Source organism: Seohaeicola sp. 4SK31, from assembly GCF_028802875.1.
Lineage (GTDB): Bacteria > Pseudomonadota > Alphaproteobacteria > Rhodobacterales > Rhodobacteraceae > Seohaeicola.
The window spans coordinates 21644-48075 of sequence record NZ_JARAMP010000006.1; the positions used below are offsets into that span (position 1 = coordinate 21644).

Genomic DNA, 26432 nt, shown 5'->3' on the forward strand with positions numbered 1-26432 from the left:
GCATGACACCGCCGGAGGCCCCCGAGACTGGCACCAAAGCCAGCGCCCGGGACAGGCCACCGGCGGTTTCCGTTTGTCCGGATCATGAGGGACGGGCACCCGTGATCCATGTCATGAAGATACGTGCGGATTTCCTGCGCTGCGCCCGTGCCGGACGGCAGGGGACAGCCGGGATGATGGTGCAGGCCCGCCAGCGTCGCGCCGATGAGCCCGTCAGCGGGATCCGTGTCGGCTTCACATGCACCAAGAAAGTCGGAAACGCCGTTGCCCGCAACCGCGCCAAGCGGCGCCTGCGCGAGGTGGCCCGGATGGTCCTGCCGGATCATGGCCGCGACGGTTGGGATTACGTCCTGATCGGTCGCGAAGGCGCAACCGCCGCCCGTCCCTTTGAGGACTTGAAGCGCGATCTTATATCGGCCCTGAAAAAGCTGCATCAGAACCGAACATGAGCCCGCTTGCCCATATCATCGCCCTGCCCGTGCGCGCCTATCGGCTGATCCTCTCGCCTTGGGTGGGCTTCAGTTGCCGCTATCAACCCACCTGCTCGGCCTATGCGCTTGAGGCGCTGGAAACCCATGGCGCCATCAAGGGCACCTGGCTGACCCTGCGCCGGATCGGGCGCTGTCACCCCTGGGGCAGTTCCGGCTATGATCCGGTGCCGGAAGGCAAAGGGTGCGGCCATGACCACGGCAAGACGCAGGACTGATCAGCCCTGCTTTTCGAAGGTGATGATCACCTCGCCGATATCCACACCAAAACGTTTCATATAGGCGCGGTTCAGCAGTCGATCCTCGGTCAGCAGCCACATCCAGTCATCAAAGGTCACGCGCAGGGTTCCGTCGGGCACTGGCAGATCAATGGTATAGCGCCAGTTGAACGCATCGCCTCGCTCTTCGCCAAAGGCCACGCCAATCACACCGGGCGCTGTGCCGCGCCACGTGTCTTCCCCGGTTTTGACCAACGTCCAGACGCGCTGTTCGGTGCTCCCGTCCTCATAGACGAAATCCTCGACCAACGTCAGTGTGTCGCCGTCCCAAGTTCCGTTGATCTCGACCTCGAAGCGACGGCGGACGGTCCCGAAAACATCCTGAAACTGGCCATAGGCGACAGTCCGTCCCTCGAAGAACTCCTCAAGATTCAGGGTCCGTGTGCTCAGCTTCTCATCCTCAAGCGCCGGCTTTCCTGTGCATCCCGCCAGAACCAGCACAGCTGCCATCGCCCAGATCTTCATCGTCGTTCCTCTTTGCTGCTCTAGCTCCATACGGACGAAAGCCGAGACTGGATGCAACGCCGCCGCGCAACACTGGCAATTTACAAGTCTGCGCGCTAAGGGAGTGGCGCACAGGAAGGGCCGCGCCATGCTTGACGATTCCGACGATATCCACCCGCTGTTTCACGGTGCGCCCAAAAGCACCGAGTTCAAGAAACTGCGCAAACGCATTGTGCAACATGCGCGCGAAGCGGTCGAGCAATACGGCATGGTCGAACGCGACCCCGCCAATCCCGAGGCGCGCCCCCGCTGGCTCGTCTGCCTGTCCGGTGGCAAGGACAGCTACACGCTTCTGGCTGTGCTGCATGAATTGCAGTGGCGCGGGTTGCTTCCCGTCGATCTGCTGGCCTGCAATCTGGATCAGGGTCAGCCCGGTTTCCCTGCAACCGTATTGCCGGAGTTTCTGGAGCGCATGGGCGTGCCCCACCGGATCGAGTATCAGGACACCTATTCCATCGTGGTGGACAAAGTCCCGGCCGGACGCACCTATTGTGCCCTCTGCTCGCGTCTGCGGCGTGGCAATCTCTATCGTATCGCACGCGAGGAGGGATGCTCTGCCGTCGTTCTGGGCCATCACCGCGACGACATTCTCGAAACCTTTTTCATGAACCTGTTTCACGGCGGGCGTCTGGCGACGATGCCGCCGAAACTGGTCAATGAAGAGGGCGATCTGTTCGTGTTGCGCCCGCTCGCCCATGTGGCCGAGGAAGACTGCGAACGTTTCGCCCGCGCCATGAACTATCCCATCATCCCCTGCGATCTTTGTGGCAGTCAGGACGGGTTGCAACGGCAACAGGTCAAACAGATCCTTGACGGCTGGGAAAAGAACAGCCCCGGACGGCGACAGGTGATGTTCCGCGCCCTCATGAATGCGCGTCCCTCGCATCTTCTGGACCCGGCCCTGTTCGATTTCGCGGGCCTGACACGGGAGTCGGTAAAATTCGATCAAGTCGAGACCGTGCCTCCGCGCCTGCGTTAAACTCGTCTTGAGAAAAGCGACCTAACCTGCCCCGAGAACCGGACGGGAACAGGTGGCATGACTCTTTCCTCGCATTTCATCATCCGACGTGGTCATCGCCTGCTGCGGCAGGCGCTGAACGGCCCACAGGCGCTTGCCTTCGTTCCCGCGCTGACGCTGGCTGCCTTCTGGATCGGCGGCGAAGCGTGGCTCCTTCTGCTGGCCCTTGGCCTGCCTCTTGTGCACGTTCTGACGGGCGTGTTCTCGACGTCAGCTATGGAGTTGGATACTGAAGATTCGCACATGGCGAACACGCTCGCCGCGCTGGATCGCGCCCTGCAAACAGCGCGCGACGCGGCCGCGCGCACGGGTCGCACTACGGCATGCATCATGGTTGCCGTGGATGACATGCCGGATGTTCTGGATCGCTTTGGCCCCGGCGCGACAGACAGCATGATGCTGCAATTGGCGGCACGAATGACCTCGTTCTTGCGCGAAGGGGATCGCGTGGTGCGTTTGCCCGGTGGTGAATTTGGCGTGGCCTTGGCCCCGATGCGACACCTCGATCTTGAGATCGCCATACAGATGGCCGGACGCCTGCAGCTTGCGGTCGAAGAACCGCTGTCGCTGGACGCGACGACGGTGTTTCTCTCCTGCTCCGTCGGCTTCTGTCTGGACAGCCGCAACCCCGGGACCGACAGTACCGATCTGATGGATGCCGCGATCACCGCCTTGCGCGTGGCGCAGCAGAACGGACCCTCGGCGATCCGCGCTCATCATGACCGGATGCGCCCCAGCCGGGATGGTCAGGGCCGTCTTGCCGATGAGGTGGCTGTCGCGCTTGAAACCGGTCAGATCGTTCCTTGGTTCCAGCCGCAAATCTCGACGAACACGGGCAGGATCACCGGGTTCGAAGCTTTGGCCCGGTGGCAACACCCGGAACGCGGCCTGATTTCTCCGGTCGAATTCCTGCCAGTCATGGAAGAGACCGGGCAACTGGAACGGCTGGGCGAGATCATGATCTATCGCGCGCTGACTGCGTTGCGCGCATGGGATGCCGCCGGGCTGGACATCCCCCGGGTCGGGGTCAACTTCGCCGCCGAGGAGCTGCATAACCCCAAATTGATAGACAAGATCAAATGGGAATTGGACCGTTTCGATCTACCTGCGTCCCGCTTGTCGGTCGAAGTGCTGGAAACAGTCGTCGCAACTTTGCCCGACGATACTGTCTCGCGCAATATCAACGGCTTGGCAAAGCTGGGCTGTGGCATCGACCTGGACGATTTCGGGACAGGCCATGCCTCGATCTCCTCGATCAAACGGTTTGCCGTTGGCAGGCTCAAGATCGACCGATCCTTTGTGATGAAGGTGGACCGCGATCCTGAACAGCGAAGAATGCTGAACGCGATCCTGACAATGGCTGAGCGTCTGGGCCTGGACACCTTGGCCGAGGGGGTCGAGACGGTGGGCGAACATGCCATGCTTGCCCAATTGGGCTGCGGTCATGTGCAGGGTTTCGGCATCGCACGCCCCATGCCCTTCGACCAGACGCTGGCGTGGATAGCCACGCATAACGCCAAGCTTCGCGATGCCCCGACAATCGGCAGATCTGCTGGTTGACGCCGATCCTGTGGTCACCACCGCACAAAGCACCTCCACCGGGCCGGACAGGATCGGCGGAACAGGACGAATGGTCACGGATCACCGTGATTTGCCCATAATCCGCTTGACCTTTTGGCCTGCACTCTGTTGAACCTGCCCCACGCAGACAGGACTGGCGGGAGCCCCCGATGGACGATCAGAACAAGAACCTTCTCTTGGCTACAGCGCTCAGCTTTGCCGTCATTCTGATATGGTTCGTGCTGTTTCCACCACCCGAACCCGCTGCAGTCGATCCGAATGATCCCGCTGTAACCTCTGCACCCGTCGCCTCTACCCCGGGAGAGGCCGGTGCCGGGACAACCGACACTGCACAAGTGGCGGAACCTGCGGCGGATACGCCACGGATCGCGATTGAAACACCGCGCGTGATCGGCTCGGTCTCGCTGCTTGGTGGCCGCATCGATCAGTTGTCGCTCAAGGATTATCGTGTCAGCCAGGAACCAGGCGCCGATATCGTGACCGTCCTGTCCCCGATCGGGCAGCCAAACGCCTATTACGCGCTCTATGGCTGGGCACCCGGCATGGGTGTCGCGCCCGAAGACGTGCCCGGCGCCAACACGCTTTGGCAGCAGCAAGGCACAGGCGCCCTCAGCCCTGAAACTCCCATCACCCTGGTCTGGGAAAATGGCAAGGGCCTGACGTTCCGGCGTCAGATCGCCATTGACGAAGACTTCATGTTCACCGTCACCCAGAGCGTCGAGAATACGGGTGCCGATACCGCCAGCATGGCACCCTACGGCATCCTTGCCCGCCATGGCGAACCCGCAGGTCTGAAAAACTTCTTCATCCTTCACGAAGGCCTCGTCGCCATGGCTGACGGCACCCTGACCGAGACCGATTACGGCGACATGCCGGAATTCGCCTTCAACGAACGCGAGGGTGCGCGGGCCGAAGTGACCCAGGTGACCGAGAACGGTTGGATCGGGTTCACCGACCACTACTGGATGTCCACCCTGATCCCCGCAGCGGGCAGCGCCTTCAAGGCCGTTGCCAAATATGACGACCAGCGCGACATTTACCAGACCGAAGCAGTTCTTCCCACGCAGACCGTCGCCCCCGGCCAGACCATCACGGCAGAGACGCGCCTGTTCGCGGGTCCCAAGGAATGGGCCACGATCCGCGACTACGAGCGCCAAGGCGGTGTGGACCGCTTTCTCGATTCGATCGACTGGGGATGGTTCTTCTTCCTGACCAAGCCCATCTTCGCCGTCCTGCACTATATCAACGTCTGGCTCGCCGGGATGGGCATCACTGGGTCGATGGGCTGGGCGATCATTGGTCTGACCCTTCTGATCAAGGCGCTTCTCTTCCCGCTGGCCTATAAATCCTATGTCTCGATGGCCAAGATGAAGGAACTCCAGCCCAAGATGGAGGAGTTGAAGAAGGCCGCCGGTGATGATCGCCAGAAGCTTCAGAAAGACATGATGGAGCTTTACAAGAAGGAAAAGGTAAACCCTGCCTCGGGCTGTCTGCCGATCCTGTTGCAGATCCCTATCTTCTTCTCGCTCTACAAGGTTATCTTCGTCACGCTGGAGCTGCGCCACGCGCCCTGGATCGGCTGGATCACCGACCTGAGCGCGCCTGATCCCAGTTCACTGTTCAACCTGTTCGGCCTGCTGCCGTGGGATGCGCCCGATCCCAACTCGTTCCTGGCCCTGATCTTCATCGGCATTCTGCCGATCCTGCTTGGCATCTCGATGTGGCTGCAACAGAAGCTGAACCCTGCCCCCACCGATCCGACGCAGGCGATGATCTTCGCCTGGATGCCATGGGTCTTCATGTTCATGCTGGGCGGCTTTGCCAGCGGGCTTGTGGTGTACTGGATCGCCAACAACACGATCACCTTCACGCAGCAATACCTGATCATGCGCAGCCAAGGCTTCAAGCCGGACGTGTTCGGCAACATCAAGGGCAGTTTCCAGCGCAAGCCGAAAACCGGCGCGAAGTGATGGCGCAGCTGGCGCAGATCTGGCGCTACCCGGTCAAGTCGCACGGGCGCGAGGCCATCGCCTCGGCCCGGCTGACCGCAGGCGAATGCCTGCACGGGGACAGGGTCTGGGCCATCGCGCATGAGGCGTCAAAGGCGGACAACACGGCGTGGTCGCCATGTTCAGGTTTCACCCGTGTGGCATCGTCGCCTGCGCTTGCCGCCATCAAGGCGAATCTGCATGACGACGGGCTGACAGTCACGCTCAGCCACCCCGATCAGGCTACGCTGACGGTCGCACCGGATCTGCAACCCGACACGCTGCTTGACTGGGTGAAGCCTCTCACGGCTGAAGGGCGCGCCGCGCCTGCGCGCGTGGTGCGGGTGCCGGGACGCGGGCTGACCGACAGCGACTATCCGTCATTGACCATTGGCAATCTGGCCTCGCATCGCGCGGTCGAGGGGCGGCTGGGCCGCCCATTGCAGATCGAAAGGTGGCGCACGAACCTCTGGCTCGATGGTCTGCCCGCGTGGGAGGAATTCGATTGGATCGGGCGTCATGTCCAGATCGGCGGGGCAATCCTGCGCGTCGTGGAACGGACGGGCCGCTGCGCCGCACCCTCGGCCAATCCGGATACCGGGCGACGCGACACCGATCTGCTGACATTTCTTGACCAGCAATGGGATCATCAGGATTTCTGCGTCCATGCCGAAGTCACGCAGTCCGGCCCCATCGCGACCGGCGACACAGCAAAGGTTCTGTGATGCAACATCTCCCCTTCCCTTTGGCCGAAGAGCCCGATCCCCAAACGGCAGAAACCGGCCGTCTTCTGTTCGCGGGTGAGACAGAGTTTCTCAAAGGCGTGGTTGCCATGTCCGGCCTGCCGCCAGCAGACCGGATCGAAGTCTGTTTCGCCGGCCGCTCAAATGTCGGAAAATCCAGCCTGATCAATGCCTTGACAGGACGCAAGGGATTAGCGCGCGCATCGAATACCCCAGGGCGCACGCAGGAAATCAACTTCTTCACGGTCGGCCCTAGCCATTATCTGGTCGACCTGCCCGGCTACGGCTATGCAAACGCGCCAGTTGCCATCGTCGCCAAATGGCAAAAGCTGCTCAAGCAATACCTGTCGGGACGGCAAACCCTGCGCCGTGCCTTCGTGCTGATCGACGCGCGCCACGGGGTCAAACCGGTGGATGAAGAGATTCTGTCGCTGATGGACAGCTCTGCCCTGACCTTTCAGGTCGTGCTGACCAAGACCGACAAGATCAAGACGTCAGAGCGCGACGCGGTTCTGGCGCAGGTGCGCGCCGCTCTGGTCAAACACCCCGCCGCTTTCCCCGAGATCATCCTGACCTCGTCGGAAAAAGGCGAAGGAATCGCCACGCTGCGGGCTGTCATCGCCACGCTGGTCTGACCCCGTTTCTTCTAGCGGAGAACATCCCAAAGGGGCGGACCATCGATCACAGCTGGACGTGGGAGGCAGCGCCCCCAACTTCGTTCGCCTCAGACGTGCTGGCCGCCATTCACCTCGATCTCGGTCCCCGTGATATAGGAGGACTGGTCCGAACACAGGAAAAAGATCGTGGCCGCCACTTCTTCGGGCTGTCCAAGGCGCCGCATCGGCAGCTTTTCCACGATCTTGTCCGTGCCGGGCGACAGGATCGACGTTTCAACCTCTCCCGGCGCCACGGCATTCACCCGCACGCCAAAAGGTCCGAAATCGTGGGCCATCTCTCGGGTCAAAGCGGCCAGCGCCGCCTTGGACGTAGAATAGGCCGCACCCGCAAAAGGATGCACTCGCGCGCCAGCGATCGAGGTGATGTTGACCACCGACCCACGCGCCGCTGCCAATTCCTCCTTCAACCCGCGCGCCAGCACGACCGAGGCGAAGAAATTGACATGGAACACATGCCCCCATGTCCGCAGGTCCGTGCTGATCGTGTTCAACCGCTCGCCCGTGTTGCCCTTTGGCGAAATGCCCGCATTGTTGACCAGCGCATCCAACCGCCCGTCCAGGCGCTCGCGGATCTCGGCCAGTTTGGCGATGGTGTCATTCGGATCGGCAAGGTCGATCTGCACGTGATTCTCGGCCCCTCCACCCCAGGGACATTCCGCCGGAAAGGCATGGCGCGAACAGGTGATGACGCGCCAGCCTTCGGCGTTGAAACGGCGCACCGTGGCATGACCAATGCCCCGGCTGGCCCCTGTCAGAAGCAAAGTCTTCTGTCTGTCACCCATGCACGCTACCCCTTGTTGCGGTGTTGCGCCGACCCTATCACTACGCGTGGCCGATACAACGCGGCACTTGGCACGCCGGACCCCAGCCGATAGGACGGTAAGGCAAGAGGAACACGGGATGAAGAAAAGAGATATGAACCGCGACTGGATCGCCACCGCCCGGACCCTGTCCGAGGCCCTGCCCTATCTGCAGCGTTATGCAGGGGCTATCGTCGTCATCAAATTCGGTGGCCATGCCATGGGCGACGACGAGGCGATGGACACTTTCGCCCGTGACATCGTGCTGATGCGACAGGTCGGCGTGAACCCGGTCATCGTCCACGGCGGCGGACCGATGATCAACGAGATGCTGGACAAGCTGGAAATCAAATCCGATTTCGTGCGCGGCAAGCGGGTCACGGATGCAGCCACGATGGAAGTGGTCGAGATGGTCCTTTCGGGTCGTGTCAACAAGCGCATCGTGCAGGCGATCAATGCGCAGGGTGGCCGCGCCGTGGGCCTGTCGGGCAAGGATGCGAATCTGATCTTCTGCAAGCAGACCGATCCGGATCTGGGCCTGGTCGGCACTCCGTCCGAAATCGACCCGTCGATCCTGCGGACCCTGTTCGAGGCAGGTGTGATCCCGGTGATCGCCCCCTTGGGTGCAGGCCATAACGGTGAAACCTATAACATCAACGGCGACACGGCGGCCGGTGCCATTGCTGCCGCGCTCAAGGCTGACCGTTTGTTGCTGCTGACCGATGTGGCGGGCGTCAAGAACAAGGAAGGCGAGGTTCTGACCGCAATCACCGCCGAGCAGATCCGCGAGATGACGGCAGACGGCACCATCGCCGGCGGTATGATCCCCAAGACCGAAACCGCACTGGACGCGATCGAAGGCGGTGTGCGTGCAGTTGTGATCCTTGACGGGCGCGCGCCCAATGCCACGCTGCTGGAGCTGTTCACCGAACATGGTGCAGGGTCTCTGATCCGGGCGCGTTTCGATTGACCCAAGACGGGGCGCCGCCGCCCGATCTTGACGCGGTGCAAAACGCGGCCCACGCGGTGCAACTTGATATCGCGGGGGCTTTTCATCCCGAACCCTCTCACGCCTGTCCTGCGGGCACGGGCACGCTGATCCTGCTGGCCCCGCACGAGCCTGCGTTCTGGCCGTCCTTCATGGACAGTCCGGAATATCGTGACGGCGCACCCGATCCGATGGACCGCTGGTCCCTGCGTGTGATCGGTCAACTGGCGCAGGATATGGGGGCAACGCCGCTGTTTCCCTTCGGCGGTCCGCCATTTCATCCCTTCTATGCATGGGCCTTGTCCTCGGGGCGGGTCTGGGCGTCGCCCGTGCGGCTACTGGTGCATGATCGCGCAGGGCTGTTCATCTCGTTTCGCGGGGCACTGGCATTGCGCGGCCACCTTGCCCTCCCGCCACCACCGACGCAGGCCCCCTGCCTGTCCTGTGCCGACAAGCCCTGCCTGACGGCCTGTCCTGTCGGTGCGCTGGGGGCGGATGGCTATGACGTGCCAGCCTGTCGTGCCTATATCACGGGCAGTTCCGGTCAGGACTGCGTGGAACGCGGCTGTTCGGTGCGCCGGGTCTGTCCCGTCAGCCAGCGGCATGGCAGATTGCCAGAGCAATCCGCCTTTCACATGAAAGCCTTTCGATGACCCTGACTCTGATTCTGATGCGACACGCCAAATCCGACTCGGCCCACTCTGGCTTGGCTGATCATGACCGGCCCTTGAACGCGCGTGGCGCAGGTGATGCCCCTGCGATGGGCGACTGGCTACGGGCGCAGGGCTATATGCCAGATGAGGTGCTGTGCTCGACCGCGACCCGCACGCGGCAGACGTTGGAGGGGCTGTCGCTCACCGCACCTGTGCGGTTCCTCCCTGCCCTCTATCATGCCGACAAGGACACCATGCTGGAGACCCTGCAACAGGCCACAGGCAAGGCTGTGTTGATGGTCGGGCACAATCCCGGCATCGCCGCCTTTGCCGCCGACCTGTTGGCCCATGCCCCGGATCATCCGCGCTTTGACGACTATCCGACATCTGCCACGCTGGTGGCGCGGTTCAAGATCGAGAGCTGGTCCGATCTGCGCTGGGGTACCGGTCGCGCCGAAGCCTTCGTCATTCCTGCCGATCTGACATAGAAACGCCGCCATCCGTGGATGACGGCGCCCAAGGCTGTCAAACGACGGATCAGTGACCCAGAATCTGGCTCAGGAACAGTTTGGTCCGCTCGGATTGCGGGTTGTTGAAGAACTCTTCCGGTTCGTTCTGTTCCACGATCTGCCCCTGATCCATGAAGATCACGCGGTTGGCCACCTGACGCGCAAAGCCCATCTCATGCGTCACGCAGAGCATGGTCATGCCTTCTTCGGCCAGACTGACCATTGTGTCCAGAACCTCCTTGATCATCTCGGGGTCCAGCGCCGATGTCGGCTCGTCAAACAGCATGATCCGCGGACGCATACACAGCGACCGGGCAATCGCGACGCGCTGCTGCTGACCACCGGACAACTGACCAGGATATTTGTCGGCCTGTTCGGGGATTTTCACCTTGGTCAGGAAATGCATCGCGATCTCTTCGGCTTCGCGCTTGGGGATCTTGCGCACCCAGATCGGTGCAAGGGTGCAGTTCTCCAGAATCGTCAGATGCGGGAACAGGTTGAAGTGCTGGAACACCATCCCAACCTCGGACCGGATCCGGTCGATATTCTTGAGGTCGGATGACAACACTGTGCCATCCACGGTGATCTTGCCCTTCTGATGTTCCTCCAGCGCGTTGATGCAGCGGATCAGCGTCGACTTACCCGAGCCCGACGGTCCCGCAATCACGATCCGCTCGCCACGATAGACGGTCAGGTCAATGTCGCGCAGCACATGGAAGCTGCCAAACCACTTGTTCATCTTCTCGATGGAAATCGCCACCTCGTCAGAGACATTGGCAGCCACACGTTCGATCGAGCCAGTCTGCGGTGCAATCTCGGCCATCATACTCTCCTCAACGGTGATCGGTCCGGAGGCGATGCTCCAGATACATGGAATAACGGGACATGAAGAAGCAGAACACGAAGAACAGCAGTCCCACGAAGATGTAGAGTTCCCAGTAGATACCGTTCCATTCTGCCGTGGCGCGGATCGCGTTGGTCAGGCCCAGCGGATCGCGCAGACCGATGAAGACAACCAACGTCGTATCCTTGAACAGGCCAATGAAGGTGTTCACGATACCCGGGATCGAGATCTTGAGCGCCTGCGGCAGGATGATCAACCGCATGGATTTCCAGTAATCCAAACCCAGCGAGTTGGCGGCTTCGTACTGCCCGTTCGGCAGCGCGGCCAGACCGCCGCGCACCACTTCAGCCAGATAGGCCGAAGCGAACAGCGTGACCATGATGATCACCCGCAACAGCAGGTCAAAGGTCGTGCCCGGCGGCAGGAAGTAGTTCAGCAGCAAGGAGGCCGTGAACAGCCACACGATCAGCGGCACGCCACGGATCACCTCGATGAAGGACACGCAGACCCACTTGATCAGTGGCATCGACGACTGCCGCCCCAACGCCAGCACGATGCCCAGCGGCAGCGACAGCACAATCCCCGATGTGCCGATGATGATGGCCAGCATGAAGCCGCCAAACTGGTCGGACGGAATAGCCGTCAGCCCCCATGGCAGTATGCTGTCCATCACGCTCAGAACCTTCGGCAGCAGCGGGAACAGCCCCGTGACGCCGAGGAAGGACAGCGGGTTCATGAAAATCACCAGAAAGGCCGCAAGCCCGGCAATTGTTCCGCCCAACATGCCGAATCTGGCCCCGACGGCACGGCCTATCAAGACGGTCGCCACAAGCCCCAAGGCCACCAGAATCGGAAGCCAGACCGACCCGCCCCAGAGCAGGAAGAAGGCCACAAATGGAAACGCCAGCGAGAACCACAGCATCACCCGCGGCAAGCCCGAGTAAAGGATTGGAGCCACCGCAACAACCAGCAGCGCCAGCGCCATCAGCGGACGCCAGTAGCCGAACAGGAAGATCAGGCCATTGCTCAGTTCGTTTTTCATGCCGGAGACGAATTCGACCCGTTGAGTCGCGTTGAGGCCGCCGTTGAACACAGCATCCGCCCCCCCGGCCGCGGCCAGAGCCTCCGCGTTGAAAAGGGTGGCCAGCAGGCGGTCATCGGTCGGGTAAAACCCGAACAGGATCTGCAACCAGCGTTCATTGATCACGGCCCAGCAAGCCGCCGACTCCAACCCGCGCGCGTCGCGGATCGCACGACAGTCATTCAACGAGGTGGCATTCCACACCCCGTTCAGCGTCCACGGCAAAACGCCCGACAGCACATACCAGATCGCATAGAGCGACAAAGCAGTCAAAATCGCGTTGAACCATGACGACACGAGGTTTTCGCGCACCCAGCGGATCACGCCAACCTGACCCGGAGGCGGAGCTGCGGGGGCCAACATGTCGCGCCGGACGAAAGCGACGGGTTCGGTTCTTCCTGCGCTCATGTCACCGCTCCTTCAGCTTGACGCTGGAGTTGTAGAGATTCATCACGGCCGAGATGATCAGACTGGTGATCAGATAGAAAATGCCCAGAAGCAGCATCCCCTCCAGTTCGCGGCCGGTCTGGTTGATCGTGATCCCGCCAAGGGTCGAACGCACGTCCATATATCCCACGGCGATGGCCAGCGACGAGTTCTTGGTCAGGTTCAGATATTGCGAGATCAGCGGCGGGATGATCACCCGCAGCGCCTGAGGCAGGATGATCAACTGCATCGTGCGATTGGGCTGGATACCCAGCGCGAAAGCCGCCTCTGTCTGTCCCTTCGAAATGGCAAGGATGCCCGAACGCACGATCTCGGCGATGAAGGCCGAGGTATAGAGCGACAGTGCCAGCCACAGCGCGATGAAGGAGTTGCGGATCTGGAGACCACCCGCAAAGTTGAAGCCACCCAGTTCCGGCGTTTCCAGCGTGACCGGACGACCCATCAGGAAATAGGCCAACAGAGTCGGCACGAAGAACAACGCCAGCGACAGGCGGAACACGGGCAGAATCTGTCCGGTATCCTGCTGCCTTTTGCGGGCAATATGGCGCAGCACAAAGATGCCGATAACGGACAGGACAAAGACCGCGACAACAAAACCGGAGCCCTCAGCCCAGATCGGGCGCGGGATATACACGCCCCGGTTCGAGATGGCGACACTGTCCCACAGGATCATCGAGGCGCTGCCCCCCTCGCGGAACTCGCGCGGTTGCGGCGTGGCTTCGGTCATGACGGCGAAAACGATCAGGATCCAGATCAGCAAAGGGGTATTGCGCATCGCCTCGACATAGAAGGTCATGATCTTGGCAATGATCCAGTTGCTGGACAGGCGCAGGACACCTGCCAGCACACCAATGATCGTGGCCAGAATACAGCCGAGTGCTGCCACAACCAACGTGTTCAGGATCCCCACCAAGGCGGCGCGCGCATGCGTATCCTGTGACGTGAACGGTATCAGCTGCTGGTTGATGTCATATCCGGCTGTGCTCCAGAGGAAGCCGAAGCGGATATCCTTGCCCAGAGCGGCAAGGTTCGTCACCGTATTGTCAACCAGCTCGACCAGCAGAAGCATGATGAGGATCGCCGCGACAACCTGAATGGTCATCGAGCGGTATCGCGCATCGTAAAGAAGCTGGCTTAGGCGGAAGGTCTCGCGCGGTGGGTCTGTCGCTTCGGCCATGCGCACTCCTGAACAGAAAATGAGAGACATGAGGTCAGGCAAGGACCTGACCCGCGAAGGTTCTACATTCAATCAGACGGGTAACAGAAAAGGGGCCCGGCACATGGCCGGACCCCTGTTCGTTACATGATCAGCGGAAAGGCGGTGCGTAGAGCAGGCCGCCTTCGGTCCACTGTGCGTTCAGACCACGGGCCAGACCGATCGGGGTGGCCTCGCCGATGTTACGCTCGAACACTTCGCCGTAGTTGCCAACGGCGGCAATCGCGCGGACGGCCCAATCCTTGTCCAGACCGATCATTGCGCCCAGTTCACCTTCGGTGCCCAGCAGACGATTGATCTCGGGGTTGGTGGTCGGGCCTGCGGCCAGCTCCATCACGTTGGCCGAGGTCACGCCATACTCTTCAGCCGCGATCAGCGCGTTCAGGGTCCAGCGGACGATATCGCCCCACTCGCTGTCACCATGGCGCACTGCGGGTCCAAGCGGCTCTTTTGAGACGACTTCCGGCAGAATCACATGTTCGCCCGCATTCTCGAAAGTGGCGCGGGTCGCGGCCAGACCCGAGATATCCGTCGTGTAGACGTCGCAAGCACCGGCCAGATACTGCTGCTGGCCTTCGGCGTTGGTGGCAACCGGAACCGGCTCATAGCTGATGTTGTTCACACGGAAGAAATCAGCGAGGTTCAGCTCGGTGGTGGTGCCGGTCTGGATGCAGACGGTGGTGCCGTCCAGTTCCTTGGCCGAGGACACGCCGATGTCATTGCGGACCATGAAGCCTTGACCGTCGTAGTAGTTCACACCGACAAAATCCAGTTTCAGGTCGGTATCGCGCGAGAAGGTCCAGGTGGAGTTGCGGATCAGAACGTCAACTTCGCCAGCTGCCAGCGCGGTGAAACGTGTCTGGCTGGTCAGCGGAACGAATTCCACGGCCTGTGCATCGCCCAGAACGGCAGCCGCGATGGCACGGCACAGCGAGACGTCAAAGCCCTGCCAGACGCCATTGGCATCCGGAGCCGCGAAGCCGGCCAGGCCTTCGTTCGAGCCACACTTGAGGCTGCCGCGCGCCTTGACATCGTCAATGGTCGCCGCAGCCGAAGCGCCGGCAGCAAAGCCCGCGACCGTCAGTGCACCCAAGAATACCTTTTTGTTCATTTTTACCTCTTCCTGATTGACCGCTCTTTCAGCAGAGCGTTTCTCCCGGCCCAGGGCTGGGTTGGCTGGTTCAGAGGGGCAGCACCCCTCAATGGTGCTAACATTGGGCGGATTCATCGCAATCCGTCAAGTCACTCATCACGTTTTGGAAAGCAGGAATGCCTGTTTCCGTAGCGGTAGCCTCTGGATTGGGCGGTCAATCTGTCCGGCGCGAAAGATCATGGAAGGATTTCGCGTGCAGAAAGGCAGATCGTTTCGTCTCGGCCAAAGCCTCGGCCTCGTCGTCCGCCCCCCATTGTTCGATCTGCCAGTCCTCATCCAGACGCGACAGCCGCCAGATCCCATCCGCCGAAAGATGATCCATCTGTGCCGCAAATCCGAGAATCAGTGACCCCGACAAACTGACCAGATCGTGAAATGCGGCGAGGGTAAAATTGTCCATCGCATGAACACGGGACGACAGTTGCTCCAGCACCGCCGGATCCTGCGGCACATGAACCACGCCCGAGGCCGTGGACAGGCGCACACCCAGTTCGGCCTCGGCCCAGTCCAGCAGCGGGTCCCACATCTGCGCCTGCCGCTGGATCAGTTCAACAGGCCCCGGCGCGCGGTAGCACAGCAGGTCACTGTCGCCATAATCCGCGATCATCTGCGCCACCTCGGCATGCTGGACTGCGACCTTATCGATGGCGGCATTGGCGGAACGTGTGACGGGCATGGTGCGCGGGTCGATGGCTCCCTCCTGCGCGTCCCATTCGGCGGCGATCGCCACGGCCATGGCGCGGGTCGGCACGATCAGCGGCGTCTTGGCGGGTGTCTTGACGGCACGACCATCCAGTTGGACGGTGAACCCACCCTCGATAGGCACCACGTTGGCCTCTGTCCAGAACCGTTTCGCCTTCCACTCGCTCATGCCGCGATCCTCCAGAGTTCCTCCAGCCGGACGGGGAGATCATCGAAACGGTCGATCACGCAACTTGCCGATGTCAGGGCAGCGGGCGCGTGATAGCCCCAACTGACCCCGATCCCCCGGATTCCGGCGGCGCGGGCCATGTCCATGTCATAGCTTGTATCACCCACCATGATCGCATCCGCTGGATCAACCCCGGTTTCGCGCATCGCCGCCAGCAGCATCGAGGGATGCGGCTTGGACGGATGATGATCTGCCACCTGCCGCGTCAGGAACAACCCCTCCAGCCCGTGACTGGCGATCAAGGCGTCCAGACCCCGCTGCGACTTGCCCGTGGCGACCCCCAGCAGCGTGTGAGACTGGCGCGAGAGAAGATCCAGCACATCGCGCGCACCTGGATAGAGCGGTGATGTCTGGCGCGTGTCGCTGTCCAGACGCGAACGCATGTAGGATTGCTTGTACCCCGCCACCAGTTCCTCGCGCAGCCCCACGGGCAAATCGGGCACCAGTCGCGCCATTGCCTCGGTCAGGGATAGCCCCACGATGGACAGCACAGCCTCACGTGGCGGCACATCCAGCCCCTGCATTGCAAAGGATGCGGCCATCGCACCCAGAATATCAGCCTGACTGTCGACCAGCGTGCCGTCGACATCAAAGATTACCAATCTCAAACGATCCGTCACCGCAGCGCCTCGAACGGGTCTTCGGCGGCCAGATCCTCGGTCCAGCCGAAGGTGTCCCAGCTATGGGCCATGTGATCCGGCAGCGGCGCCGTGATGGTCACAACCTTGCGCGTGTGGGGATGCTCGAAGCGCAGCATCCGCGCATGCAGGTGCAGCTTCTTGGAAATGATCCCACCCAATTGCGCACCCCAGCCATCGCCAAGGTTCTCCTGCCCTGACCCGCCATATTTGCCATCCCCGATAATGGGATGACCGATCTCGGCCATATGCGCGCGCAGCTGATGCGTGCGACCCGTCAGCGGCTCCATCGCCACCCAAGAGGCGCGCCCGCCCACGCGGTAAAGCGTTGCATAAAGGGTATGCGCGCGTTTCGCGCCGGGAGTCTTGTCGATGTCGCGGGGATGGACGGCCAGCATCTTCTCGCCCTCGCCCTTGGCCCCATGCCCCGGTGCCTTGACCAGACCGAACTTGATCTCGCCTAGATAGGGGGTCGGCACTCCGGCAACCAGCGCCCAATAGATCTTGCGCGTCTCACGATGGCGGAACGCCTCGGTCAGTGCGGCGGCAGTCTTGCGGTCGCGGGCCAGCACCAGAACGCCGGTCGTGTCCTTGTCCAGACGATGCACCAGACGCGGTTTTTCGTCATAGCCAAAGCGAAGCGCCTCGGCCAATCCGTCCACATGTTTGACAGTCTTGCTGCCGCCTTGCGTTGGCAGACCAGCCGGCTTGTTCAGCGCGATGATATGGTCGTCCCGGTAGATCACCGCGTCCTGCATCATCTTGACATCGGACGGAGACATCCGCGTCTCGGTCACAACGGTCATCTGTTCCGGATCGGGCAAAGGCGGCACGCGGACCTGTTGACCTGCGGAAAGCCGGGTTGCCGCTTTCACACGGCCACCATCCACACGCAATTCACCCTTGCGGCACATTTTCTCGACCATGCCTTGGGTCAGATGCGGAAAGATGCGGCGCAGCCAACGGTCCAGCCGTTGATCGCTATCCGCCTCGGACACGGGAATGGTCTGGACACGGCTCATTGGAATACCTCTCTCGCGACCACCATGGCCAGCGCCAGCGCGCTGAGCGACAGGATCACCGACGCCCCCACATAGAAAGCGGCCAGCATAGTCTCGCCCCGCTCGTAAAGGGCCATCGCATCAAGCGAAAAGGCCGAGAATGTCGTGAACCCGCCAAGCAGGCCCGTCAACAGAAAGGGGGCCAGTCGGGTGTCGTCGCGCTGCGCCAGAACCACGACCAGAAGCCCCATCAGGAACGATCCGATCACGTTCACCGCCAATGTGCCCCATGGGAAACCTGCCCCCAGAAAGCGCACGGCGCCAAGCGAGGTCAGATAACGGGCCGAAGCCCCTATAGCGCCGCCAAGGGCAACCTGAAAAAGCGTGCTCAACATGTCTGCACCAGTGGCGAGGGGGGCGGGGAATGTCAAGTTTTCCCATGGTTCACCCGCCCCGGCGGGTTCAGCCCGGACCGCGTTTGGCCCGCAACTTGGCAAAGTAATCGAGGCGGCGTTTCAACTCCCGCTCGAACCCACGCTCGACCGGTTGATAGAGGACTGGCCTCTTCACCCCGTCGGGGAAATAGTTCTGCCCGGAAAAGCCATCCTCGGCATCGTGGTCATAGGCGTAGTCTGCCCCGTAACCCTGTTCCTTCATCAGCTTGGTGGGTGCATTCAGGATATGTTTCGGCGGCGGTTCGGACCCGGTCTGGCGCGCCAGCGCCATCGCCGCCTTGAAACCCACATAGCCCGCATTGGATTTCGGCGCGAGCGCCAGATAGGCCACCGCCTGACCCAGCGCCAACTCCCCCTCGGGGCTGCCAAGCCGTTCATAAGTCTCCCAAGCCTGCAAACACACGGCTTGCGCCTGCGGATCGGCAAGGCCGATATCCTCGACCGCCATCCGGGTCAGACGGCGGGCCAGATAGCGCGGGTCCTCGCCCCCGGTCAGCATGCGGGCGAACCAATAAAGCGCAGCATCCGGGTCCGAACCACGCACGGATTTGTGCAACGCAGAAATCAGGTTGTAGTGCTCATCCCCCGACTTGTCGTATTTCGCCGCCCGCTTCATCAACCGTGTCGCCAGCGCGTCGGTATCCAGCTTGCCCTCGACCTTCCATGCGGCCACCTGCTCGATCAGGTTCAAAAGCGCGCGCCCATCCCCATCGGCCATTTCCAACAAGGCCTCGCGCGCAGGTCCGGTCAATGGAAGGGCACGGGCCATCTCCTTTTCGGCCCGCTGCGCCAGACGCTCCAGATCTGCAAGTTCCAGCCGCTTGAGGACCAGAACCTGCGCGCGGCTCAACAACGCCGCATTCAGTTCGAAACTCGGGTTCTCGGTCGTAGCCCCCACCAGAAGGATCGTGCCGTCTTCCATATGCGGCAGAAACCCGTCCTGCTGAGCCTTGTTGAAACGGTGGATCTCATCCACGAACAGCAGCGTCCCCTGCCCGTTTGCGCGGCGCATCTTGGCGGCCTCGAACACCTTTCGCAGTTCAGGCACGCCAGTGAAGATCGCGCTGATCTGGACGAAATGCAGATCCGTCTCATCCGCCAGAAGCCGTGCGATGGTAGTCTTGCCCACACCGGGCGGCCCCCACAGGATCAACGAGGACAGCGACCCCGAGGACAGCATCACCCCCAAAGGCGCATCCGGCCCCAGCACCTGTTCCTGCCCGATCACCTGATCCAGCCGCTGCGGTCGCAACCTGTCGGCCAGCGGACGTGGGCCCGCCTTTGCAGGCTCGGTCGCGCCATTATCAAACAGATCCGCCATCGCCCTAGAGCCTGCTGCGGAGCGAAAGGCGTTGCAAGCCGCGTTGCAGATCAATCGACAAGGCCCGGGCTGCAATCGCGTCCACCAGCGCGTCAGACACCTGCCCTGTCTGAGCTATGGCCGCGCCATTGATGGCAAGGATCACATCACCCGGCTGAATCCCCAGCCGCGCACCATATGGACCGGGATTTTCAACGATCACCCCGCCGGTGGCCAACGGCAGGTTGAACTCGGCCAGAACGGCTGGGTTCACGTTCAGCACCACAAGGCCCGGCAAGGGCGTGCGCTCGTCCATCTCGCGCCGATCACGCGGAGGCGTATCAGGCGCGGCACGCAACTCCACCGCGACGGTGGTTTCCACTCCATCACGCATGGTCGTGACCTGCGCCACTTCACCCAAACCTGCCACGCTCATACGAAAGACCATCTCGGCGGGCGTGTTCACCGGCTGGCCATCCACGGACAGAATCACGTCACCGGGCGCAAGGCCCGCATCGGCAAAGGGACTGGCCGGATGCAGCCCGGAAATCAGGATACCGCCCGGACGCGTCAATCCAAGGGAGGCCGCGATATCCGCATCGACCGACTGCCCAGACATGCCCGCCCATGGCCGCTCGAACCGCGTGCGTCCTTCGCGGGCCTGCTCGACAAAGCGGGCAACCAGATTGGCGGGAATGGCGAAACCGATCCCGTTCGATCCACCCGACCGTGTCAGGATCGAGGTATTGACCCCGATCAGATCGCCGTTCACGTCGATCAGCGCCCCGCCGGAATTGCCCGGATTGATCGCCGCATCCGTCTGGATGAAATACCCCCGGCCCGTGCCCGACGCGGTGCCCGACCGTGCCAGCCCAGATACGATGCCGCTGCTGACCGTCTGGCCGACGCCAAAGGGATTGCCGATGGCCAGCACCAATTCCCCCACCTCGACGCTGTCACTGTCGCGCAGGGAAAGCGCAGGCAGGTCCGCCGCGCCTTCCAGCTGCAGAAGCGCCAGATCGCTTTCTTCGTCTCCCAGGATCACAGAGGCGTTGAATTCGCGCCGGTCGGCCAGCACGATGCGAATATCCGTCGCCTCGCCCACAACGTGATAGTTCGACACCACGATCCCATCGGCCGACAGGATCACCCCAGAGCCAAGGCTGTTCTGCACCTGCGGGCGCACGGTGCCAAAATCGCGAAACAGACCCTCGAAGAATGGGTCGCCAGCAAAAGGGCTGTCGCGCACCGCGACAACGCGCTTGGCGTAGATATTGACGACTGCGGGCGCGGCCTCTTTCACCAACGGCGCAAAGCCCATCTGGATCTCGGCCTGACTGGCAGGCACGCGCATCTGTGCCGCCAGAGGAAGGGGCGCCAACACTGCGGACATCACCGACAGGATGACAAGAGCGGAGCGGAGCATCACATCCTCCTTTTTCCTTTGCCCTGATATGAGCGGCAGGACCCGGATATGCAAGTTCCAGCGCGAGAGATCCGAAACGCAAAACCCCCGCCCTGTGCGGGGCGGGGGTTCGGAACCTTGGGCCAGTGGCCGCAGGATCAATCCTCGACAGCTTCTTCGGCTGCGACGCGGGCCTTGTCGCCGGCGCCTTTTGCATTCGGGTCGCGGTCCACGAATTCGATGATCGCCATCGGTGCCATGTCTCCATAACGGAAACCGGCCTTCATGATGCGGACATAGCCGCCCTGACGGTCCTTGTAGCGCGGGCCCAGGATGTCGAACAGTTTCGCCACATAGGCGTCCTGCTTGAGCTGCGATGCAGCCTGACGGCGGGCATGCAGATCGCCGCGCTTGCCCAGCGTGATCAGCTTTTCAACGATCGGGCGCAGTTCTTTTGCCTTGGGCAGCGTGGTCTTGATCTGCTCGTGTTCAATGAGCGAGCCAGCCATGTTCGCCCACAGCGCCTTGCGGTGCTCATGGGTGCGGTTCAGGCGGCGGTAGCCTCTTGCGTGACGCATTGTCGTTCTCCTTTAAGCTTTACGAAGCTTGTTTGCTTTGTCCGGTGGCCGATGCGGGTCAGCCACTCTCCTTGGGGCACCGTGCCCATGTTGTCCCCGCCAGTGCGGGCATTGGAGGGGCAGGTTTCCCCGCCCCCCAAGCAAGATCAGAAAGCGTCTTCGAACTTCTTCGCCAGATCTTCGATATTGTCTGGCGGCCAGTCCTCGACGTCCATGCCAAGGTGCAGCCCCATGCCCGACAGCACTTCCTTGATCTCGTTCAAGGACTTGCGGCCGAAGTTCGGGGTGCGCAGCATCTCGGCTTCGGTCTTCTGGATCAGATCGCCGATATAGACGATGTTGTCGTTCTTCAGGCAGTTGGCCGAACGCACCGACAGCTCCAGCTCGTCCACTTTCTTCAGCAGAAGCGGGTTGAACTCCAGACCGTCATCGTCATCCGAACGGGTGGCGCTTTCAGGTTCGTCGAAGTTGACGAAGATCGACAGCTGGTCCTGCAGGATACGCGCGGCATAGGCCACGGCATCATCCGGGGTCAGCGACCCGTCGGTCTCGATCTTCATGGTCAGCTTGTCGTAATCCAGCACCTGACCCTCACGGGTGGGCTGCACCTCATAGGACACGCGCTTGATCGGCGAATAGATCGCGTCGATCGGGATCAGACCGATGGGTGCATCTTCCGGCTTGTTCTTGTCAGCCGAAACATAGCCCTTACCGGTATTGACCGTCAGTTCCATGTAAAGATCGGCACCATCGTCCAGGTGGCAGATCACATGATCCTTGTTCAGGATCTCGATCCCTGCGCTGTCGCAAATGTCGCCGGCGGTAACAACGCCCGGACCCTTCGCGCTGACGCTCAGACGCTTGGGGCCTTCGACTTCCATGCGGATCGATACACCCTTGAGGTTCAGAATGATGTCGGTGACATCTTCCCGCACACCGGCAACCGACGAAAACTCGTGCAGCACGTTGTCAATCTGCACCGAGGTGATGGCCGCGCCTTGCAGCGACGACATCAGGATGCGACGCAGCGCGTTGCCCAGCGTCAGGCCAAAGCCACGCTCCAGCGGTTCTGCGATCACAGTGGCCTGACGGGTTGGATCGTTGCCCGGCTTAACGTCAAGCTGTGTCGGCTTGATCAGCTCAGCCCAATTCTTGTGGATCATGCGTCCCTCCATTCTTGTCTTGTCCTCATGTCCAAAAGGCCAAGACGCCCGAGGTTTCTAAATGACGTCGAGGGGCCGTGCGCAAGGCGCGGCCCCAAGATAATGAAAAGGGATCAGACCCGGCGACGCTTCGGAGGGCGGCAGCCATTGTGCGCGATCGGGGTGACATCACGGATCGAGGTGATGTTGAACCCGACAGCCGCCAGAGCGCGCAGCGCACTTTCACGGCCAGAACCGGGGCCCTGCACTTCGACTTCCAGCGTCTTGACGCCGTGTTCCTGTGCTTTCTTGCCCGCGTCTTCAGCAGCCATCTGAGCAGCATAGGGAGTCGACTTACGCGACCCCTTGAAGCCCATGGTGCCAGCCGAGGACCATGCAATCGCATTGCCCTGCACGTCCGAGATCAGGATCTTGGTGTTGTTGAACGAAGAGTTCACATGCGCCACGCCAGCGGCGATGTTCTTGGAGACCTTCTTCTTGCCTCCGCGACGGGTATCACGTGCCATTGATGCAGCCCTCCCTTATTTCTTCTTGCCAGCAATGGCCTTTGCGGGGCCTTTGCGGGTGCGAGCATTGGTATGGGTGCGCTGGCCGCGAACCGGCAGGTTCCGACGGTGACGCAGGCCGCGGTAGCAGCCAAGGTCCATCAGGCGCTTGATGTTCATCTGCGTCTCACGGCGCAGGTCGCCCTCGACGGTGTAGTTCGCGTCGATATGCTCGCGGATGGCGAGGACTTCGGCGTCCGAGAGTTCGTTCACACGACGGGTTGCGTCGATGTTCACGGCGTCACAGATGGCCTTGGCCGACGTATGGCCAATTCCGGTGATGTAAGTCAGGGCGATCGGGACCCGTTTCTGGGTCGGGATGTTTACGCCGGCGATACGTGCCACGTGTCACTTTCCTTTTCGTTGCGGTTCCGTGGTGCCAGAACCTTTTTTCACAACGTAGGCCCGAGGCATCGTGCCATCGGGCCGCAGCTGAATTCAGGTGTCGATTCGTTGTCGGGCGCGACCCGCGTAGAATCATCTCTCATGTTCGAGATAGGGCTGGTTATGTAGAAAAGCGGGGGCCGTCAAGCCCCCCGCCCCAGGTTTCCGGCAATCAGCGGGGATCAGTCCAGAATGGCGGCAATCGCCTTCTGCACATCCTCGATTTCCGCAAGACCATCGACTGTGCGTAACTGGTCCTTGGCATAGTAATAGCCGATCAGCGGCGAAGTCTTTTTGTAGTATTCCATGAGCCGCTGACGCAGACTGTCTTCGTTATCATCAGCGCGCCGCTTCATGTTGGTGCCGCCGCATTTATCACAGACACCATCCACCGCCGGACGATGGGTGACGTCATGATAGACCTCGCCGCAATCGCCGCAGGTGAAACGGCCGGTAATCCGCGCGACCAACGCCGCGTCATCGACCTGCATCTCGATCACCGCATCCAGCTTCTCACCTGTAGCAGCCAGAAGTGCTGCCAGAGCATCGGCCTGCGGCAGCGTGCGGGGAAAACCGTCAAAGATGAAGCCGCCCGCCTTGTAGCCTTCCAGCTTCTCGCGGATCAGACCGATCACGATCTCATCCGTCACAAGCTGGCCGCGATCCATCACATCGGCGACGATACGGCCCATCTCGGTGCCGCTGGTCCGTGCCTCACGCAACATGTCACCTGTGCTCAACTGGATCATGTTGCGCGTTTCGACCAGATGACGCGCCTGTGTGCCTTTGCCAGCCCCCGGGGGCCCGAGAAGGATGATATTCATCTGCGCGCCGGAGCCTTTCTGGTCGTGCGTTTCTTGCCTTTGCCACGCAACTGCGACTTCTCGATCAGACCTTCATACTGATGGGCCAGCAGATGGCTTTGAACCTGCTGGATCGTATCCATCGTCACCGACACCACGATCAGAACCGAGGTGCCACCGAAGTAGAAGGGGATCGCCAACTCGTTCCGCAGGATCTCGGGCAGCAGACAGACCGCCGCCAGATAGGCCGACCCCAACGCCAGAATGCGGCTCACCACATACTCAAGATACTCGGCCGTTTTCTTGCCGGGACGGATGCCGGGCACAAAACCGTTCTGGTTCTTCAGGTTCTCGGCCACGTCATCGGGTTTGAACGACACGTTGAACGTATAGAAATACGAGAAGAACACGATCATCACGACAAAGAACAGCAGATAGAGCGGCTGTCCCGGCCCGAAATAGGCCATGATCGTTGACATCACCGGCCCTGTATCCGCACCCGAGAAAGTGCTGACCGTCGCAGGCAGTAGCAGCAGCGAGCTTGCGAAGATCGCCGGAATAACGCCCGCAGGGTTGACCTTGACCGGCAGGCTGGACGAGCCACCTTCATAGATCTTCATGCCTGCTTGACGGCGGGGATACTGGATATGGATCTTGCGCAAGGCCCTTTCCATGAACACCACGAAGGCAATGGTCGCGATCACCATCACGATCACACCGACGATCACGGCCGGGCTGATGGCACCCGAACGGCCCTGGCTGAAGAACTGCGCCAGTGCGGCCGGAATCTCGGCCACGATGCCGACAAAAATAATCAGCGAGATGCCGTTACCAATGCCGCGTGCGGTGATCTGCTCACCCAGCCACATCAGGAACATGGTGCCGCCAACCAGCGTGATCACGCAGGAGGCGCGAAAGAACAGGCCGGGATCCGTGACCAGATCGCCCGCTTCAAGACTGACGGCCAAGCCATAGGCCTGCAATGTCGCCAGAAACACAGTGCCATAGCGGGTGTACTGGTTGATCTTCTTGCGGCCCTGCTCGCCCTCTTTCTTGAGCTGCTCGAGCTTGGGGACCATCGAGGCCAGAAGTTGCACGATGATCGAGGCCGAAATGTAAGGCATAATGCCAAGGGCAAAAATGCCCATCCGGCCAAGCGCACCACCGGTGAACATCGACAGGATGCCGCCGATACCGGCCGCCGCACCTTCCATGAACTCGCGCAACGAAGCGCCATCGATACCCGGCACCGGAATGAAGGTGCCAAGACGATAGACGATCAGAAGACCAAGCGTGAAGAAGATGCGGTTGCGAAGATCGGTTGCCTTGCCCAAGGCGGCCCAGCTGGTGTTCGCCGCCATTTGTTCTGCTGCAGATACCATTCGCGGTCTCTCTCATGTGACAACGCCGCCAGAGCGGTTTTCCGGCTCAGGCGGCGTTTTGGAAAACTAGGGTCTATGTAAGCGGCGCGCGCGCCGCTCACAACCCGTTATTCAGCCGCAGGGGCCTTGGCTGCCGCCGTGACGGTCAGGGCGCCGCCCAGTTTCTCGACAGCTTCAATGGCTTGCGCCGATGCGCCGGTGACGTTCAGCGTAACCTTGGACGAGAAATCACCCTTGGCCAGAATACGCACACCGTCCAGCTTGCGGCGGACCAGACCGGACGCAACCAGCACGTCTTCGGTGATCGGCTGCTTCGCGTCGATCTTGCCGGCTTCGATGAACTTCTGGAGGATTCCAAGGTTCAGAACGGCAAATGCCTTGCGGTTCGGCTTGTTGAAGCCACGCTTCGGCAGACGCTGATAGAGCGGCATCTGGCCGCCTTCATAGCCGCCGATGGACACACCCGAACGGGATTTCTGACCTTTGATACCACGGCCACCAGTCTTACCGGTGCCGGAGCCAGGACCACGACCAACGCGCTTGCGTTTCTTGGTGGCGCCGTCGTTGTCGTGCAGTTCATGCAGTTTCATGTCGCTTCTCCTTGTGCCGGATGCGGCCCCCAGCGACGGGAGCGGCCGACCACGGCGTTGATGTGATCTCGGGGCGGGCTTGCACCCGCCCCGATGGGATTACTCGCGCTCTTCGATGATCTGGACGAGATGCGGGATCTTGGCGACCATGCCGCGGATCGAAGGAGTGTCCTCCAGTTCGCGGGTCTTGTGCATCTTGTTCAGACCAAGACCGATCAGGGTCTGGCGCTGCTTCTCGGGGCGGCGGATCGGCGAGCCGATCTGCTTAACGACGATGGTTTTTGCCATT

General features: G+C 61.4%; 30 protein-coding genes. 10 read left to right on the forward strand and 20 right to left on the reverse strand.

Going from position 1 to position 26432, the window contains the following annotated elements:
- Positions 1-2: 2 nt before the first annotated feature.
- Both rnpA and yidD read left to right on the forward strand, forming a co-directional pair.
- Entirely contained in the window at positions 3-449 is a 447-nt protein-coding gene (rnpA, locus tag PVW27_RS06565) for a ribonuclease P protein component (RefSeq protein WP_274556196.1), read from the forward strand.
- Positions 446-706 (forward strand): membrane protein insertion efficiency factor YidD, encoded by a 261-nt coding sequence (yidD, locus tag PVW27_RS06570; RefSeq protein ID WP_274556197.1) that lies wholly within the window; start codon positions 446-448, stop codon positions 704-706. Before rnpA ends, yidD begins: the two co-directional genes overlap by 4 nt.
- Here yidD and PVW27_RS06575 read toward each other — a convergent pair whose 3' ends face one another.
- Positions 707-1231, reverse strand: a complete 525-nt coding sequence (locus tag PVW27_RS06575) for a DUF3833 domain-containing protein (protein WP_274556199.1) — start codon at positions 1229-1231, stop codon at positions 707-709.
- A 127-nt stretch (positions 1232-1358) separates the two neighbouring features.
- Here PVW27_RS06575 and ttcA point away from each other — a divergent pair, with 127 nt between their 5' ends.
- The 5 genes from ttcA (at position 1359) to yihA (ending at position 7235) form a co-directional block, all read left to right on the forward strand.
- Entirely contained in the window at positions 1359-2249 is an 891-nt protein-coding gene (gene ttcA, locus PVW27_RS06580) for a tRNA 2-thiocytidine(32) synthetase TtcA (protein ID WP_274556201.1), read from the forward strand.
- 57 nt (positions 2250-2306) lie between these two features.
- Positions 2307-3848, forward strand: a complete 1542-nt coding sequence (locus PVW27_RS06585) for a putative bifunctional diguanylate cyclase/phosphodiesterase (RefSeq protein WP_274556203.1) — start codon at positions 2307-2309, stop codon at positions 3846-3848.
- A gap of 170 nt (positions 3849-4018) precedes the next feature.
- On the forward strand, positions 4019-5839 hold the full coding sequence (gene yidC / locus PVW27_RS06590; protein ID WP_274556204.1) for a membrane protein insertase YidC: 1821 nt from the start codon (positions 4019-4021) through the stop codon (positions 5837-5839).
- Positions 5836-6582 carry an MOSC domain-containing protein gene (locus PVW27_RS06595; RefSeq protein ID WP_432762038.1) on the forward strand — a complete coding sequence of 249 codons (747 nt, stop codon included), beginning with the start codon at positions 5836-5838 and terminating at the stop codon, positions 6580-6582. The genes yidC and PVW27_RS06595 overlap by 4 nt, the downstream gene beginning before the upstream one ends.
- The gene (gene yihA, locus PVW27_RS06600) at positions 6582-7235 is read left to right on the forward strand and encodes a ribosome biogenesis GTP-binding protein YihA/YsxC (RefSeq protein WP_274556207.1); all 654 of its coding nucleotides are present in this window, start codon (positions 6582-6584) and stop codon (positions 7233-7235) included. Before PVW27_RS06595 ends, yihA begins: the two co-directional genes overlap by 1 nt.
- Before the next feature lie 89 nt (positions 7236-7324).
- On the opposite strand, the gene PVW27_RS06605 is transcribed toward yihA, so the two are convergent.
- Positions 7325-8059: an SDR family NAD(P)-dependent oxidoreductase gene (locus PVW27_RS06605; protein ID WP_274556209.1), complete on the reverse strand. Its 735-nt coding sequence runs from the start codon at positions 8057-8059 to the stop codon at positions 7325-7327.
- A 118-nt stretch (positions 8060-8177) separates the two neighbouring features.
- Between PVW27_RS06605 and argB the strand changes: the two genes are divergently transcribed.
- Genes argB through PVW27_RS06620 form a run of 3 tightly spaced genes read left to right on the forward strand, consistent with a single transcriptional unit; the run spans position 8178 to position 10206 of the window.
- The gene (gene argB / locus PVW27_RS06610; protein ID WP_274556211.1) at positions 8178-9047 is read left to right on the forward strand and encodes an acetylglutamate kinase; all 870 of its coding nucleotides are present in this window, start codon (positions 8178-8180) and stop codon (positions 9045-9047) included.
- A 56-nt stretch (positions 9048-9103) separates the two neighbouring features.
- Positions 9104-9718 (forward strand): ferredoxin, encoded by a 615-nt coding sequence (locus tag PVW27_RS06615; RefSeq protein WP_274556213.1) that lies wholly within the window; start codon positions 9104-9106, stop codon positions 9716-9718.
- On the forward strand, positions 9715-10206 hold the full coding sequence (locus PVW27_RS06620; protein WP_274556215.1) for a SixA phosphatase family protein: 492 nt from the start codon (positions 9715-9717) through the stop codon (positions 10204-10206). The genes PVW27_RS06615 and PVW27_RS06620 overlap by 4 nt, the downstream gene beginning before the upstream one ends.
- 49 nt (positions 10207-10255) lie before the next feature.
- Here the strand turns inward: PVW27_RS06620 and PVW27_RS06625 are convergent, their stop codons facing one another.
- The 18 genes from PVW27_RS06625 to rpmD form a co-directional block, all read right to left on the reverse strand.
- Entirely contained in the window at positions 10256-11050 is a 795-nt protein-coding gene (locus PVW27_RS06625) for an amino acid ABC transporter ATP-binding protein (RefSeq protein ID WP_274556217.1), read from the reverse strand.
- A 10-nt stretch (positions 11051-11060) separates the two neighbouring features.
- Positions 11061-12560: an amino acid ABC transporter permease gene (locus PVW27_RS06630; RefSeq protein WP_274556219.1), complete on the reverse strand. Its 1500-nt coding sequence runs from the start codon at positions 12558-12560 to the stop codon at positions 11061-11063.
- 1 nt (position 12561) lies between these two features.
- Positions 12562-13776 carry an amino acid ABC transporter permease gene (locus PVW27_RS06635; RefSeq protein ID WP_274556220.1) on the reverse strand — a complete coding sequence of 405 codons (1215 nt, stop codon included), beginning with the start codon at positions 13774-13776 and terminating at the stop codon, positions 12562-12564.
- Positions 13777-13906: 130 nt separating this feature from the next.
- Positions 13907-14926 carry an amino acid ABC transporter substrate-binding protein gene (locus PVW27_RS06640; protein WP_274556222.1) on the reverse strand — a complete coding sequence of 340 codons (1020 nt, stop codon included), beginning with the start codon at positions 14924-14926 and terminating at the stop codon, positions 13907-13909.
- 196 nt (positions 14927-15122) lie between these two features.
- Positions 15123-15839, reverse strand: coding sequence for an ATP12 family chaperone protein (locus tag PVW27_RS06645; RefSeq protein ID WP_274556224.1), 717 nt, complete (start codon positions 15837-15839; stop codon positions 15123-15125).
- Entirely contained in the window at positions 15836-16501 is a 666-nt protein-coding gene (locus PVW27_RS06650; RefSeq protein ID WP_432762039.1) for an HAD-IA family hydrolase, read from the reverse strand. Before PVW27_RS06650 ends, PVW27_RS06645 begins: the two co-directional genes overlap by 4 nt.
- A 14-nt stretch (positions 16502-16515) precedes the next feature.
- Complete coding sequence (locus PVW27_RS06655; protein WP_274556227.1) at positions 16516-17559, reverse strand: RluA family pseudouridine synthase; 1044 nt, start codon at positions 17557-17559, stop codon at positions 16516-16518.
- Positions 17556-17933: a fluoride efflux transporter CrcB gene (crcB, locus tag PVW27_RS06660; protein ID WP_274556229.1), complete on the reverse strand. Its 378-nt coding sequence runs from the start codon at positions 17931-17933 to the stop codon at positions 17556-17558. The genes PVW27_RS06655 and crcB overlap by 4 nt, the downstream gene beginning before the upstream one ends.
- Positions 17934-18000: 67 nt before the next feature.
- On the reverse strand, positions 18001-19314 hold the full coding sequence (locus tag PVW27_RS06665) for a replication-associated recombination protein A (RefSeq protein WP_274556231.1): 1314 nt from the start codon (positions 19312-19314) through the stop codon (positions 18001-18003).
- 4 nt (positions 19315-19318) lie between these two features.
- Positions 19319-20719: a trypsin-like peptidase domain-containing protein gene (locus PVW27_RS06670; protein ID WP_274556233.1), complete on the reverse strand. Its 1401-nt coding sequence runs from the start codon at positions 20717-20719 to the stop codon at positions 19319-19321.
- Between the two features lie 137 nt (positions 20720-20856).
- A complete protein-coding gene (gene rplQ / locus PVW27_RS06675) occupies positions 20857-21276 on the reverse strand; it encodes a 50S ribosomal protein L17 (protein WP_274556235.1) in 420 nt (139 codons plus the stop codon).
- A gap of 146 nt (positions 21277-21422) precedes the next feature.
- Complete coding sequence (locus PVW27_RS06680) at positions 21423-22439, reverse strand: DNA-directed RNA polymerase subunit alpha (RefSeq protein WP_274556237.1); 1017 nt, start codon at positions 22437-22439, stop codon at positions 21423-21425.
- Positions 22440-22552: 113 nt separating this feature from the next.
- Positions 22553-22945, reverse strand: coding sequence for a 30S ribosomal protein S11 (gene rpsK, locus PVW27_RS06685; RefSeq protein WP_068289152.1), 393 nt, complete (start codon positions 22943-22945; stop codon positions 22553-22555).
- 15 nt (positions 22946-22960) lie between these two features.
- Positions 22961-23329, reverse strand: a complete 369-nt coding sequence (rpsM, locus tag PVW27_RS06690) for a 30S ribosomal protein S13 (protein WP_274556241.1) — start codon at positions 23327-23329, stop codon at positions 22961-22963.
- Positions 23330-23550: 221 nt separating this feature from the next.
- A complete protein-coding gene (locus tag PVW27_RS06695; RefSeq protein WP_274556243.1) occupies positions 23551-24192 on the reverse strand; it encodes an adenylate kinase in 642 nt (213 codons plus the stop codon).
- Positions 24189-25553 (reverse strand): preprotein translocase subunit SecY, encoded by a 1365-nt coding sequence (gene secY / locus PVW27_RS06700; protein ID WP_274556245.1) that lies wholly within the window; start codon positions 25551-25553, stop codon positions 24189-24191. Before secY ends, PVW27_RS06695 begins: the two co-directional genes overlap by 4 nt.
- A gap of 107 nt (positions 25554-25660) precedes the next feature.
- On the reverse strand, positions 25661-26143 hold the full coding sequence (gene rplO / locus PVW27_RS06705; protein WP_274556246.1) for a 50S ribosomal protein L15: 483 nt from the start codon (positions 26141-26143) through the stop codon (positions 25661-25663).
- Between the two features lie 99 nt (positions 26144-26242).
- Positions 26243-26431, reverse strand: a complete 189-nt coding sequence (rpmD, locus tag PVW27_RS06710; protein WP_068289167.1) for a 50S ribosomal protein L30 — start codon at positions 26429-26431, stop codon at positions 26243-26245.
- Position 26432: the final 1 nt, after the last annotated feature.

Bases quoted from the DNA above. Each gene is read 5' to 3' on its own strand.
- rnpA (WP_274556196.1), top strand. From the start codon at position 3: ATGACACCGCCGGAGGCCCCCGAGACTGGCACCAAAGCCAGCGCCCGG.
- yidD (WP_274556197.1), top strand. From the start codon at position 446: ATGAGCCCGCTTGCCCATATCATCGCCCTGCCCGTGCGCGCCTATCGG.
- PVW27_RS06575 (WP_274556199.1), bottom strand. From the start codon at position 1,231: ATGAAGATCTGGGCGATGGCAGCTGTGCTGGTTCTGGCGGGATGCACA.
- ttcA (WP_274556201.1), top strand. From the start codon at position 1,359: ATGCTTGACGATTCCGACGATATCCACCCGCTGTTTCACGGTGCGCCC.
- PVW27_RS06585 (WP_274556203.1), top strand. From the start codon at position 2,307: ATGACTCTTTCCTCGCATTTCATCATCCGACGTGGTCATCGCCTGCTG.
- yidC (WP_274556204.1), top strand. From the start codon at position 4,019: ATGGACGATCAGAACAAGAACCTTCTCTTGGCTACAGCGCTCAGCTTT.
- yihA (WP_274556207.1), top strand. From the start codon at position 6,582: ATGCAACATCTCCCCTTCCCTTTGGCCGAAGAGCCCGATCCCCAAACG.
- PVW27_RS06605 (WP_274556209.1), bottom strand. From the start codon at position 8,059: ATGGGTGACAGACAGAAGACTTTGCTTCTGACAGGGGCCAGCCGGGGC.
- argB (WP_274556211.1), top strand. From the start codon at position 8,178: ATGAAGAAAAGAGATATGAACCGCGACTGGATCGCCACCGCCCGGACC.
- PVW27_RS06620 (WP_274556215.1), top strand. From the start codon at position 9,715: ATGACCCTGACTCTGATTCTGATGCGACACGCCAAATCCGACTCGGCC.
- PVW27_RS06625 (WP_274556217.1), bottom strand. From the start codon at position 11,050: ATGGCCGAGATTGCACCGCAGACTGGCTCGATCGAACGTGTGGCTGCC.
- PVW27_RS06630 (WP_274556219.1), bottom strand. From the start codon at position 12,560: ATGAGCGCAGGAAGAACCGAACCCGTCGCTTTCGTCCGGCGCGACATG.
- PVW27_RS06635 (WP_274556220.1), bottom strand. From the start codon at position 13,776: ATGGCCGAAGCGACAGACCCACCGCGCGAGACCTTCCGCCTAAGCCAG.
- PVW27_RS06640 (WP_274556222.1), bottom strand. From the start codon at position 14,926: ATGAACAAAAAGGTATTCTTGGGTGCACTGACGGTCGCGGGCTTTGCT.
- PVW27_RS06645 (WP_274556224.1), bottom strand. From the start codon at position 15,839: ATGAGCGAGTGGAAGGCGAAACGGTTCTGGACAGAGGCCAACGTGGTG.
- PVW27_RS06655 (WP_274556227.1), bottom strand. From the start codon at position 17,559: ATGAGCCGTGTCCAGACCATTCCCGTGTCCGAGGCGGATAGCGATCAA.
- crcB (WP_274556229.1), bottom strand. From the start codon at position 17,933: ATGTTGAGCACGCTTTTTCAGGTTGCCCTTGGCGGCGCTATAGGGGCT.
- PVW27_RS06665 (WP_274556231.1), bottom strand. From the start codon at position 19,314: ATGGCGGATCTGTTTGATAATGGCGCGACCGAGCCTGCAAAGGCGGGC.
- PVW27_RS06670 (WP_274556233.1), bottom strand. From the start codon at position 20,719: ATGCTCCGCTCCGCTCTTGTCATCCTGTCGGTGATGTCCGCAGTGTTG.
- rplQ (WP_274556235.1), bottom strand. From the start codon at position 21,276: ATGCGTCACGCAAGAGGCTACCGCCGCCTGAACCGCACCCATGAGCAC.
- PVW27_RS06680 (WP_274556237.1), bottom strand. From the start codon at position 22,439: ATGATCCACAAGAATTGGGCTGAGCTGATCAAGCCGACACAGCTTGAC.
- rpsK (WP_068289152.1), bottom strand. From the start codon at position 22,945: ATGGCACGTGATACCCGTCGCGGAGGCAAGAAGAAGGTCTCCAAGAAC.
- PVW27_RS06695 (WP_274556243.1), bottom strand. From the start codon at position 24,192: ATGAATATCATCCTTCTCGGGCCCCCGGGGGCTGGCAAAGGCACACAG.
- secY (WP_274556245.1), bottom strand. From the start codon at position 25,553: ATGGTATCTGCAGCAGAACAAATGGCGGCGAACACCAGCTGGGCCGCC.
- rplO (WP_274556246.1), bottom strand. From the start codon at position 26,143: ATGAAACTGCATGAACTGCACGACAACGACGGCGCCACCAAGAAACGC.
- rpmD (WP_068289167.1), bottom strand. From the start codon at position 26,431: ATGGCAAAAACCATCGTCGTTAAGCAGATCGGCTCGCCGATCCGCCGC.